The 11,786-nt window shown below is 40.5% G+C and carries 10 protein-coding genes and 1 tRNA gene; 7 read left to right on the forward strand and 4 right to left on the reverse strand.

Features of this window, described 5'->3' with window-relative positions:
* Positions 1 to 39 precede the first annotated feature (39 nt).
* From trpA to hisA, 3 genes are read left to right on the forward strand one after another with little or no spacing between them, the layout of a single operon-like run.
* Positions 40 to 810 carry a tryptophan synthase subunit alpha gene (gene trpA, locus WG989_RS14790; RefSeq protein ID WP_340430488.1) on the forward strand — a complete coding sequence of 257 codons (771 nt, stop codon included), beginning with the start codon at positions 40 to 42 and terminating at the stop codon, positions 808 to 810.
* On the forward strand, positions 807 to 1,466 hold the full coding sequence (gene hisH / locus WG989_RS14795) for an imidazole glycerol phosphate synthase subunit HisH (protein WP_340430490.1): 660 nt from the start codon (positions 807 to 809) through the stop codon (positions 1,464 to 1,466). Before trpA ends, hisH begins: the two co-directional genes overlap by 4 nt.
* A gap of 27 nt (positions 1,467 to 1,493) precedes the next feature.
* Positions 1,494 to 2,210: a 1-(5-phosphoribosyl)-5-[(5-phosphoribosylamino)methylideneamino]imidazole-4-carboxamide isomerase gene (hisA, locus tag WG989_RS14800; RefSeq protein WP_340430492.1), complete on the forward strand. Its 717-nt coding sequence runs from the start codon at positions 1,494 to 1,496 to the stop codon at positions 2,208 to 2,210.
* A gap of 1 nt (position 2,211) precedes the next feature.
* Here hisA and WG989_RS14805 read toward each other — a convergent pair whose 3' ends face one another.
* Positions 2,212 to 3,705: a lipopolysaccharide biosynthesis protein gene (locus WG989_RS14805; RefSeq protein ID WP_340430493.1), complete on the reverse strand. Its 1,494-nt coding sequence runs from the start codon at positions 3,703 to 3,705 to the stop codon at positions 2,212 to 2,214.
* A 15-nt stretch (positions 3,706 to 3,720) separates the two neighbouring features.
* Positions 3,721 to 5,442: a M1 family metallopeptidase gene (locus WG989_RS14810; RefSeq protein ID WP_340430494.1), complete on the reverse strand. Its 1,722-nt coding sequence runs from the start codon at positions 5,440 to 5,442 to the stop codon at positions 3,721 to 3,723.
* A 30-nt stretch (positions 5,443 to 5,472) separates the two neighbouring features.
* Between WG989_RS14810 and WG989_RS14815 the strand changes: the two genes are divergently transcribed.
* Positions 5,473 to 7,176, forward strand: coding sequence for an ABC transporter substrate-binding protein (locus WG989_RS14815; protein ID WP_340430497.1), 1,704 nt, complete (start codon positions 5,473 to 5,475; stop codon positions 7,174 to 7,176).
* A gap of 48 nt (positions 7,177 to 7,224) precedes the next feature.
* On the opposite strand, the gene msrA is transcribed toward WG989_RS14815, so the two are convergent.
* On the reverse strand, positions 7,225 to 7,908 hold the full coding sequence (gene msrA / locus WG989_RS14820) for a peptide-methionine (S)-S-oxide reductase MsrA (RefSeq protein WP_340430499.1): 684 nt from the start codon (positions 7,906 to 7,908) through the stop codon (positions 7,225 to 7,227).
* A 179-nt stretch (positions 7,909 to 8,087) separates the two neighbouring features.
* Here msrA and WG989_RS14825 point away from each other — a divergent pair, with 179 nt between their 5' ends.
* On the forward strand, positions 8,088 to 8,741 hold the full coding sequence (locus tag WG989_RS14825; RefSeq protein ID WP_340430501.1) for a transmembrane-type terpene cyclase: 654 nt from the start codon (positions 8,088 to 8,090) through the stop codon (positions 8,739 to 8,741).
* Here the strand turns inward: WG989_RS14825 and WG989_RS14830 are convergent, their stop codons facing one another.
* Positions 8,742 to 9,320: a DUF1684 domain-containing protein gene (locus WG989_RS14830; protein WP_340430503.1), complete on the reverse strand. Its 579-nt coding sequence runs from the start codon at positions 9,318 to 9,320 to the stop codon at positions 8,742 to 8,744.
* Positions 9,321 to 9,468: 148 nt separating this feature from the next.
* Between WG989_RS14830 and WG989_RS14835 the strand changes: the two genes are divergently transcribed.
* On the forward strand, positions 9,469 to 11,583 hold the full coding sequence (locus tag WG989_RS14835; RefSeq protein ID WP_445298483.1) for an endonuclease MutS2: 2,115 nt from the start codon (positions 9,469 to 9,471) through the stop codon (positions 11,581 to 11,583).
* A gap of 110 nt (positions 11,584 to 11,693) precedes the next feature.
* Positions 11,694 to 11,778 (forward strand) — tRNA-Ser (locus tag WG989_RS14840).
* Positions 11,779 to 11,786: the final 8 nt, after the last annotated feature.

Here is an 11,786-nt window from a genome sequence, read left to right on the forward strand (position 1 = left end):
CTTTGTGCTTAGCGACTTTGCGACTTAGCGGTAAAAACAATGAGTAGAATTAAAACATTATTTGAAAGAAAAAGAAAGAACGTTCTCAACGTGTATTGCACTGCAGGTTATCCGCAGTTGAACAGTACAATTGAAGTCATGAAAGCGTTACAGGAAAACGGTGCAGATTTAATTGAGCTTGGTATGCCGTACAGCGATCCGTTAGCCGACGGTCCGGTGATACAGAACAGTGGATTAGTTGCATTGGCAAATGGTATGACGATTGAAACATTGTTCACCCAATTGAAAGATGCACGAAAGGAAATTAACGTGCCAATCATTTTAATGGGTTACATGAATCCTGTATTGCAATACGGCTTTGATCGTTTTTGTAAAGAGGCGGCTGCGGTTGGTGTGGATGGGTTAATACTGCCTGATTTGCCGGAATATGAATTTGAAACAGAGTATGGTGCCATCATCAAAGCAAATGGGTTGGATTTTATTTTCTTAGTTACTCCTGAAACAAGTGAAGAGCGGATTGAGAAATTAGACAGCTTGAGTACAGGTTTTTTATATGCGGTTTCATCTTCATCTACAACAGGCAGCAATCAGAACATGACAGATGTAAATGCATATTTGCTGAAATTAAAAAACATGCAGTTGAAAAATCCTGTGTTGGTTGGTTTCGGTATTAAAGACAAACAGACTTTTGATACTGCTTGCGCCAATTCAAACGGAGCTATAATTGGTACAGCTTATATTAAAGCATTGGATGGAACGAATGATGTGGCTGCAACAACAAAAGCATTTCTTGAAACCGTATTATCATGAGTGAAGATAAAAATAGCGGAGTCTCTTCAGTTCCCCCTTCAGGGGGCGGAAGGGGCACTATAGCAATTGTAAAATACAACGCAGGGAATATTCAGTCGGTGCTGTTTGCACTGGAACGTTTGGGTGTTGATGCAAAAGTGACGGATGATCAGGATGAATTATTTGCTGCTGATAAAGTTATCTTCCCCGGTGTGGGTGCTGCACGCAGCGCTATGGATAGTTTGAAAGAGAAAGGTTTGGATGCTGTCATTAAACAATTAAAGCAACCTGTGCTGGGAATTTGTGTAGGTATGCAGTTGCTGTTTGAACATTCGGAGGAAAGCGATACAACATGCTTGGGAATTATTCCAGCGAAGGTGAAGTTATTCAAGAGCGAAGAGATCAGCCCCGACATTCCTATTAAAGTGCCGCAGGTTGGTTGGAATGATATTTACAATCTGAAAACCGATCTTTTTAAGAATGTACCGGAACATAGTTATATCTATTATGTGCATAGTTATTATGCGGAAATGAATCCGTATTGCATTGCAACATCAAACTACGGGTTAGAATATGCAGGCGCTGTACAGAAAGATAATTTTTACGGTGTCCAGTTTCACACGGAGAAAAGTGCGAAAGTGGGAGACCAGATACTCAGCAATTTTCTCTCCATCTAATTAATAATTTATAACTGATAATTGATAATGCAAATTATTCCGGCGATAGATATCATTGAAGGCAAATGTGTTCGATTGACAGAAGGAGATTATTCTCAGAAAATTATTTACAACGAAAACCCATTAGAGGTAGCCAAAGAATTTGAAGGAGCAGGTCTGCAACGTTTGCACCTGGTTGACCTTGATGGAGCAAAAGCAGGTGCAGTTAAGAATTGGAAAGTATTAGAAACAATTACTTCTAAAACTTCACTCATTATTGATTTTGGTGGTGGTATTAAGCAGGAAGAAGATGTAAAGATCGTTCTCAATTCCGGTGCAGCATTGGCAACTGTTGGAAGCATTGCTGTGAAAGATGAAACGAAGTTTGTAAGCTGGCTGGAGCAATTTGGTGCAGAGAAATTTTTATTAGGCGCTGATGTAAAGAATGAAAAAATTGCTGTAGGCGGTTGGTTAGAAACAACAGATATCTGGATATACGACTTTATAGAAAAATACATCAATCACGGTGTTCAGCAGATCTTCTGCACCGATGTAAGTAAAGATGGTCGTCTCGAAGGCCCATCAACTGAACTCTATAAAAACATTCTTCAAAAATTCCCTCAACTGCATTTTATTGCCAGTGGTGGTGTTAGCTCCATGAAAGACCTGGATGAATTAGCCGAGATCGGCTGTAATGGTGCTATCGTCGGCAAAGCCATTTATGAAGGCAGAGTAACTTTGAATGAATTAAAGAAGTTCAGTTAAGTTATTTTCTTCCAAAACGCTTTTTCGCTATGTCTACCAACTGCATCGCATCAGGCGTAAGCTTGAATGCAAAGATGCTTATGAAGAATAGAACGGTAAACAAGGTGCTGCGCAGAATAATTCCCATCCATCCATTCATTTCGCTGAAAAGATAATAGCTGATGAAATAAGCAATGACAGCAGTTACAATACTGAATATTGTTTTGCTGCTGAATGGTTGCAGCTGAAAACGCTTCCAGAGAAAAACATAACGGATAAGATTATAAACTGTGAACGATATCAGGTTGGCATACGCACTTCCTTCAATGCCGATTTTTTTGATGAGAATATAATTCAGCGGCAGTATCATCAGTAATAACAATACGCCTGTAATAAATTCAAAGCGCCATTGGGTAGAGGTACCGATGATCTGAGAGTTAACACCCGTGCCGGCATCGATGATGCGTGAAAGTCCCAAAATAAAAATCACCGATATACCGGTTGCATATTCGGCCTGGATATTCAACAACCGAAATGCATCTTCGATATTGAGCCAGATGCCGCAAAAAATAAACATGGCAGCTAGCAACAGGTTAATAGAGGAGCGTTTGTAAATACGATCGATCTCCGCCATGTTTTTGTCTTTCCATGCCTGCGCCAACGTAGGAATGGCGATAGCGTTAATACTACGTTGCGGTATCTGAATCAGGTTGGCAATATAAGAAGCAAGGGCATAAATGCCTGTTGGGATCATCCCCATAATACTTGCAATGAAAATGCTGTCCATTACCTGCGACAGTATAAAAATGATCTGACCGGAAAAAATAAAGCCGGCCAGCGTCAACATCTTTGTTTTGAATTTTCTTGTAACTCTGCTAACGGTAAAGTTTAAGTGCAGGTGTTTATTTTTTACCAGTGAAACAACAAGCAGTATTGCAATAATGAGAAAGCTGAAGGCAAACAGTTTAATGAAAAGATCAAAATCGACCAGTTGAAACAGGTATAGCACGATCAACAGGGTAGTGATCAATCGAAAAGCAGTTTCCCGTAAAAAAGCCGGATAAATTGTTTTACGAACACTGCCGCTGAATGCTTCAAGCACAGTAAATAGAAGGATTCCGAGACCAAATGGGAATACCCATTTATAATAGTCAACAAACAAAGGAGAGCGACCGATAAATTTTTGAATCACCAATGGCTCAAAGATCAATCCGCCGGCAACAACAAGACAAAAACCAATGAGTACAGCACTGAACGACCATGTCATCAGATCATTGTCTTTCGCTGCAAGGTTGTCTTTATAATAAGGATAGAATTTGTAAATAACGGAGATCACACCAAGGTTTGCGCAGGCAAACATGAGTTGCCCGACATCAAAAAACAAACGGGTAAGTGCATATTGTTCTGGTAAAAAACTACCATTCTTGGTAAAAAACCAGGTATTGATAAATCCAATAAAAAAGCCAATGTAAATGACGATGCTGGATACGATGGCTTGTTTCCTGATTTGACCCATATTCAGTCGAAGATATTATTTTACCTTTTTATAAGTCACATAAAAGTTTTTATCCATCAACTTACTGATGTCTTCGCCGGGCTGAAAATTGGTACGCAGTTTCTGCCAGTTTTCTGTAGCCAGCATTAATCCATATTTTGGCCTATTGCTGTCAGGTAGAAGTATTGGCATATTAAATCCTTTTACACAATTTACCCAACGGTAGTTTAAAACTTGAGTAGCGTTTTCTGTTTCCAGGTAATATTCAAGTACGGGTACTTGCGTGGTGCGCAGATATTGATCAAACATTTTGCTCAAATTAAATCCTGTACGTTTGGAGATAAAGTCTTCAATTTCGGCACCGGTTACTGTTTTGTGATAATATTTTTCATTCATATCACGCAGCAATAAACGGAACGTACTTTTATCGCCAATGATCTGCCGCACCATATGGATCATATTGGCAGCTTTCGGATACATATCTCCACTACCTTCTTTGTTCACATTGTATTTGCCAACAATCGGAATATCGTTACGGATATTTTTGCGAACACCTTGCACATACGCATCACCTGCTTCGGTTCCAAAAATATAATCGGTGTATAATGTTTCGCTGTAATTGGTAAAGCCCTCATGCACCCACATGTCAGCAATGTCTTTTGTGCTGATGTTGTTGCCATACCACTCATGACCACTTTCGTGAACGATGATGAAATCCCATTTCAATCCCCAACCAGAGCCGCTCAGATCATTGCCTTTATAACCATTCATGTACTCGTTACCGTAAGCAACCGCACTCTGATGTTCCATGCCAAGATGATTGCTTTCCACCAGTTTAAATCCATCTTCATAAAAAGGGTAGGGCCCAAACCAATGTTCAAATGCATGTAGCATTGGCTTTACCTGATCAAAATGTTTTTTTGCCTTTTCAAGATTGTAGTCAAGTACATAATAATTGATATCCAGTTTTCCATTCTCACCATTCAATGTATCGCTGAAATTCACATACTTGCCCACGTTCATGGTTACATTGTATAAATTGATCGGTTGTGTTACAACCCATGTCCATATTTTATTTCCTTTGCCATCGGCTGCTACGTTTTGCAATCGGCCGTTTGAAACATTCACTAATGTATCAGGAGCAGTGATGCTGATGTTTACACCATTATCGGGCTCATCGCTTTGGTGATCTTTACAAGGCCACCAAACACTCGCACCTAAACCCTGACAGGCAACGTTGATCCATGGATTTCCATTTTTATCTTTCTTCCACACAACGCCACCATCCCAAGGGGCACGTAAGGCTGGCTTTGGTACGCCATGGTAAACGATGCGTAACTGATGCAGATCTTTATCGCTGCTGATTGTTTTTGGTAATCTGCGTTTGGGTGTCTCAATAAACCATGCATTTCCTTCACGTGAAAAACTCATAGAAACGCCGTTTAGAATAGCACTGTCAATGATCAATGGATCCTGCAAGTCGATCTGCATCCTTGCGGCTTTCTTTTTAACCAAACGGAAGTAGATCGTATTGTGTCCTTTGATTGTAAAGTTTAAAAAGTTGGGCGTTACATGCAGATCATACTTCACCACATCCCACCAGGCACGTTCAGGAGTTATTGAGCCACGTAATGTATCATGTCTCGTAAGTTTTTCGTTATTATGAAACGATTGGGATTGCGTTGAAACAGATTGTAACAACAAACAAAGAGTGATGCTGATAAGGGCTAATTGATTCTTTTTTTTCACCGGGTTCATATTTGACCCTAAATTTAGCAGTAATTCTTTATGGCAGATGCGAAAAATATAAGAGAAGTACGAACGGCTACCCAAAGGGCGATGTTGCTTGTAGGTTCAATACTTTCTCATTTCTCATTTTTCATTGTTTATTTTTCATTTCTCGTACTTCTTTCCTGCGGCAAGGCTAAAAAAAACGAACAACAGATTTTCCGGTATAATGAAGTAAGTGGTATCAGTTCGCTGGATCCTGCATTCGCCAAAAGTCAATCGGTGATTTGGGCTACACATCAGTTGTATAACACATTGGTTGAAACCGATCAGCAGTTGCACATTGTGCCATCACTTGCAAAAAGCTGGGAGATCAGTGACGACAGGCTGCAGATCATTTTTCATTTACGGAATGATGTGGTTTTTCATGATCATCCTGTATTCCCGAATGGAAAAGGGAGAAAGCTGGTTGCTGCAGATGTAGTGTACAGCTTTAATCGGTTGATGGATAAGAATACAGCAAGCCCCGGTGCATGGATCTTTAACAACCGGGTCAATGGGGCAAATGGTTTTGTTGCTGTAGATGATTCTACTTTTCAAATCAATTTACTACGCCCATTTGTACAAATATTGGGTGTACTCAGCAATGTATATTGTTCCATTGTTCCGAGAGAGGTGGTGGAAAAATATGGACCTGATTTTCGTCGGAACCCTTGCGGTACCGGTCCGTTTCAATTCAAAGCGTGGGAAGAAGGGCAGGCATTGATACTTGTGAAGAATAAAAACTATTTCGAAAAAGATAGTGCAGGAGATCGATTACCGTATGTCGATGGAATTAAAGTAAGCTTTCTTGAAAGCAAAGCAGCGGAGTTTATGGAATTCCGGCAAGGCCGTTTGCATTTCATCAACGATATTGATCCTTCGTTTAAAGATGAAGTATTAAGTAAGAAAGGTGAGTTGCGTGAAAGTTGGAAAAACAAAGTGCAGTTGAACAAACATCCGTATCTCAATATCGAATATCTCGGCATATTGGTTGATTCATCGAAAGATGTGGTGAAGAATTCGCCGCTGCGGTTAAAAGCAATTCGGCAGGCGATCAACTATGGGTTTGATCGACGCAAGATGATGTTGTATTTGCGCAACTCCATTGGTACTGCTGCAGAAAGTGGTTTTGTGCCGATGGGCTTGCCCAGTTTTGATACCGCTGTTGTAAAAGGTTATCATTATGATCCGGCGAAAGCTGCTGCTTTACTAAAGCAGGCCGGATTCAAAAGCATACAGGAAGTTCCTGAAATAAAATTGTTGACGATTCCGATCTATGCTGATCTGGGAAGTTATATTGCCCGACAGTTGCAGGATATTGGATTGAATGTAAAAGTGGAGATCGTTCAAAAAAGTTTGCTGTTGACTCAAACGGCGAAGAGCGAAGCGTTGTTTTTTCGTGGTAGCTGGATCGCTGATTATCCGGATGCAGAAAATTACCTGAGCGTGTTCTATGGGAAAAATCCAGCACCACCGAATTATACCCGCTACAAGAATCCTGTGTTTGATGCCTTGTACGAACAATCGAATAAAGAACCCAACGATTCCTTCCGTTATCGTTTATACCAGCAAATGGATCAATTACTCATGAACGATGCGCCGGTTGTTCCCCTTTGGTATGATATGGTGATTCATTTAGTACAACCGGAGGTAACAGGATTTCAGCCCAATGCATTGAACTGGCTGGAGCTGCGACGAGTAAAGTTGGTGAGAGGTGAATAGTGAGTATCAGTCCCAATTACTAATCACGAATTCCTGATTCCTTTAAACTTAATTCTTCCGCTTCTTGTCTTTAAACACTTTGTCAAACTTTTCCAGTTTAGGTTTAATTACATAGTAACAATACGGGTTTGAATTTTTATTGTTGTTGTAATAATTCTGGTGATAGTTTTCTGCTTCACTGTAATTTTTATATGCTTCAATGGTCGTAACAATCGGGTTATCGAAGGCGCCACTTTTATCCAAGGCTGCTTTATATTGTTCTGCTTTTTGTTTTTGTTCTGCATTATGATAAAAAACTGCACTGCGGTATTGCGGACCTGCATCGTTACCCTGACGGTTTAATGTAGTAGGGTCGTGCGTTTGCCAGAAAATTTCCAACAGTTCATCAAACGAAATTTTCTTTGGATCAAATACGATCTGTGCTACTTCTGCATGACCGGTGGTTTTTGTATTTACCTGTTCATACGTTGGGTTTACTACGTGTCCGCCACAATATCCACTGGTAACTTTCAACACACCTTCCACCTGTTGAAAAATAGCTTCCACACACCAAAAACAACCGGCACCAAACGTGGCGGTATCAATTGCGGCTTCATTGCCTGTGCTGCCGGTAAAGGCAACTGTATTTAAATTGTCGTTCATCATTTTATTATTCGGTTCACTGGTAACGCAGGAAAAAAACAGGAACGAACCTAGTGCCACACTTGTATTGAAAAGAAGTTTACTCCACATATCGTTTGTAATTTTAAGCAACATGCAATTTACGTGTAAAACTGTGCCGAAAGTTTTGATTGCCTTGTAGTACGGATGACAATTTAGGGATTTTAGAAATGCTTTAACGTTTGTGTTGAATTTTGGCTTGCATCTTTTATCTTTCCGCACAGATACATTCATCACCGCATTTACAACGTATGGAGTCAACCGAACTGCTATCCCTGCTGGTAGCTGCCACCATGGGATTATCCTGGACAATTGTATATCTTCTCGTGATTTATCGTTCGTTTAAAGATAAGCAGTGCGGTATGCCTTCAGTGGCCATGGCCTTTAACCTTTCCTGGGAATTTCTGTACTCCTTTATGTTTTACGATGCCCAATCGAACCTGCAGTTATGGATCAACCGGGTGTGGTTTGTATTTGATGTGCTCATTTTTGTTGCTTTTCTGATGTACGGAGCCAAACAGTGGAACAAATTGTATCAAAAGTTTTTCTTTCCGTATGCAGTAGCCATGGTACTGGCAGCTTTTTCGTTGCTGTACTTCTTGCAGCTTGATTTTGGCGACAGTGCAATCACTTATTCTGCTTTTACCATGAATGTGTTAATGTCGTGGATGTTTATTACAATGTTCCTGAAACAGCAGGACTTAAAAGGGCAGGCATTTGGCATTGCTTTTTTTAAAATGCTCGGCACGGCTGCTGCAACCATTATTTTATTTCTACGTTACAGTCAGTTTTTGCAGATGATGGGTGTACTCTGTTTTATACTGGATATGATCTACATTATATTAATGACAGACCGGTACAAAAAACTAAATCTGCATTTGATAACCCGACGTTTGAAAGCCTGATCATTTCATGAAATTCAATTCGCCTGCTTTTATTGCAACAGGTAAATCGTTTTCCTTTGGTGGAATAGGACAGTTGTAACCCGCAGCATAAGCACAATAGGGATTGTATGCTTTGTTAAAGTCGAGCACATACACTGTGTTTTGTATGTCGGAAATGTTGAGGTCAATGTATCGTCCGCCGCCATAGGTTTCGATGCCGGATGTTTTATCGGTAAACGGAATAAATAAATGTTCACGATATTTTTCTGAAGTCAGTAATGAACGTGATTGGTAGATCTGCAATTCAACAGCGGTATCATGTATGTTAAATCGTATAATGCCGTGCACCCGGTATTGTTTCTTTTCAGTTCCGGTGCTGTTCATTAAAAACCACGGACTGTTTTCTTTTCGTTCAAATGCTGCTGTGATCCTGTATTGTTTCCGGACTGGATAAAACTTCAGGTTCTTTTTGTCGGCACCGGTTACCACTTCATGATCGGCAATATATTTTTCCTGAAACAGGTTCAGCGAATCTTCATAGCTGCTCTGTGCAAATCCAAGGCAGGGAAGAGAAAGCAGAACAAGTAAACAAAATCGCATGGGTGCTGTTATTTGAGGCAATTTAAGAAACAGTCAGCAATTCAAGGTAGAAGCCGTTCGCTGCTGCGCTTGTTGCAGTAAAAGAGTGCGACGCAAGGAACGATGAATAGAATTACCTTTGCCGGCAACAAAAAAGTGGTTTTCAGTGATTAAGTTTTTTCCCGATTCGGCCTTGGTTCAGTTGGAGTTTGATAAAGTGAAGGCTTTGTTACATGCGCATTGCAAAACGGAGTATGCGAAAGACAAGGCAGAGAATCTCCGTATCCATACCCGAAAAGAATATATTCACACAGAGTTGCGGCAGAGTTATGAAATGATGCTGCTGCAACAGCAAGGCCAATATTTCCCCGTTGATTATATTTTGAATTTAGGAAGAGAGTTGAAGTTGTTATCAATTCCCGGGGCAGTGTTAACAGAAGAGCAGTTGGTGCATATCCGTAAACTGGCAGAGAATACACAAAGCATTTTCCGTTGGTTTGATGCAGATCGAAGGTCGGCTTATCCTGCATTAACACAGGTAATTGAAGGAACGTATTACGAAAAAGTAATCCTTGAATTGATCAATGATGTGCTGGATGATGGAGGTGTTGTAAAAGATGATGCCAGTGAAGAGTTACGTGATATTCGGATGAGTTTGTATCGCAAACGGAATGAGTTGCGTCGTGAGTTTGAAAAGGTGTTGAAGAAATTACAGAAGCAAGGTTATGTAGCAGATATTGAAGAATCGTTTTTAAGTGGAAGAAGGGTAGTGGCTTTGTTTGCTGAACAGAAGCGGCAGGTGAAAGGAATTCTACATGGCGAAAGTGAAACAAGAAGAACTGTTTTTATTGAACCGGAAGAAACGATTGAACTGAATAATGACATCTTCAGTTTGGAAAATGAAGAGCGACGGGAAGTATATCGTATTCTGCGAGTATTGACAGAACAACTTTCTGTATATGCATCGTTGCTTGCAACGTACCATACCGTATTAGGTGAATATGATTTTATAAAAGCGAAAGCGAAGTTGGGAGTAGACATGCAGGCGAACTTTCCCATGCTTACTGATAAAGCATTGATTTCGTTGCGTGATGCGTATCATCCATTATTGCTGTTGTACAATAAGAAAAATCAAAAGCCAACCATTCCAACACAAATACGTTTGGATGAAAAGAGCAGGATACTCGTTATATCGGGGCCCAACGCCGGTGGTAAAACAGTAACCATGAAAACGGTTGGTTTGATGCAGTTGATGGTGCAGAGTGGTTTGCTGGTGCCGGTGCATCCGGATAGTGAGTTTGGTATTTTCAAACAGGTGATGATCCATATTGGTGATACACAAAGCATCGAATATGATTTGAGTACATACAGTAGTCACTTGCTGCACATGAAACATTTCATGGAAACAGCGAATGGTCGCACATTATTTTTTATTGATGAGTTAGGTAGTGGTAGTGATCCCAACCTGGGCGGCGCATTTGCAGAAGTGATCTTACAGGAGTTGGTAAAAAAACATTCCCTCGGCATTGTTACAACGCACTATCTCAATTTAAAAGTAATGGCCAACCATACACCCGGTATTGTGAACGGTGCCATGAGTTTTGATGAAAAAAGTTTGCAGCCTTTGTACAAACTCATATTGGGCAAGCCCGGCAGTTCGTACACATTTGCCATTGCCGAACGTATCGGGTTGAGTAAACAATTGATCGATCGGGCAAGAGCACTGGTAGAAGAAGATCATTTTCGATTGGATAAATTATTGAATACGGCGGAGAGTGATCTGCGACAAATTGAAAAGAAAGAAAAAGACCTGCATCGCCTTTTGAAAGAAAATGAACGGTTAAAAAAAGAAATGGAGCAGGTGCTCAACAAAGAAAAACATCAGCAACAGGTTGAATTGTTGAAGCAGCAGAATAAAATTACTGAAGACCGGTTGGCTTACCTCAAAGACATGGACCGAAAACTCAAGGCTCTGGTACATGAGTGGAAACGCAGCGATAAGAAAGAAGAAGTAATGAAGCAGATGAATGCATTACTGTTCGATCAACGACAAAAACAGGTAGCCGAGAAAAAAGATAAAAAGCTCAACGAAAAATTCCAGGAAGTGGGCGGCGAAATAAAGCCCGGCGTAAAGGTGAAAATGACGAAGAATCGCCAGGTAGGTATTGTAAAAGAGATCAAAGGCAAGAATGCTGTGGTACAGTTAGGTGCTATCCCCATCACTGTTAGTTTGAATGATTTGGTGGTGGTGGTTGATAAAGTGGAGGAAACGGAAACGAAATAATAAAATTAATTTTCTTCTGAAAGTCTTTACTGGCGGCTGTTTCAGCCGCCTTTTCTTTTTCTTTTCGATGAATATTTGGGGCGTATAACCTGTAAATGTATTTTTGCGCCGGAGAGTTGGCAGAGCGGTCGATTGCGGCAGTCTTGAAAACTGTTGAGGTGAAAGCCTCCTGGGGTTCGAATCCCTAACTCTCCGCAGAATTA

The sequence above is a fragment of the Lacibacter sp. H407 genome (assembly GCF_037892605.1).
Classification (GTDB): Bacteria; Bacteroidota; Bacteroidia; order Chitinophagales; family Chitinophagaceae; genus Lacibacter.

Excerpts from the sequence above, each read along its gene's own strand:
- trpA (WP_340430488.1), top strand. The coding sequence starts at position 40 with ATGAGTAGAATTAAAACATTATTTGAAAGAAAAAGAAAGAACGTTCTC.
- hisH (WP_340430490.1), top strand. The coding sequence starts at position 807 with ATGAGTGAAGATAAAAATAGCGGAGTCTCTTCAGTTCCCCCTTCAGGG.
- hisA (WP_340430492.1), top strand. The coding sequence starts at position 1,494 with ATGCAAATTATTCCGGCGATAGATATCATTGAAGGCAAATGTGTTCGA.
- WG989_RS14805 (WP_340430493.1), bottom strand. The coding sequence starts at position 3,705 with ATGGGTCAAATCAGGAAACAAGCCATCGTATCCAGCATCGTCATTTAC.
- WG989_RS14810 (WP_340430494.1), bottom strand. The coding sequence starts at position 5,442 with ATGAACCCGGTGAAAAAAAAGAATCAATTAGCCCTTATCAGCATCACT.
- WG989_RS14815 (WP_340430497.1), top strand. The coding sequence starts at position 5,473 with ATGGCAGATGCGAAAAATATAAGAGAAGTACGAACGGCTACCCAAAGG.
- msrA (WP_340430499.1), bottom strand. The coding sequence starts at position 7,908 with ATGTGGAGTAAACTTCTTTTCAATACAAGTGTGGCACTAGGTTCGTTC.
- WG989_RS14825 (WP_340430501.1), top strand. The coding sequence starts at position 8,088 with ATGGAGTCAACCGAACTGCTATCCCTGCTGGTAGCTGCCACCATGGGA.
- WG989_RS14830 (WP_340430503.1), bottom strand. The coding sequence starts at position 9,320 with ATGCGATTTTGTTTACTTGTTCTGCTTTCTCTTCCCTGCCTTGGATTT.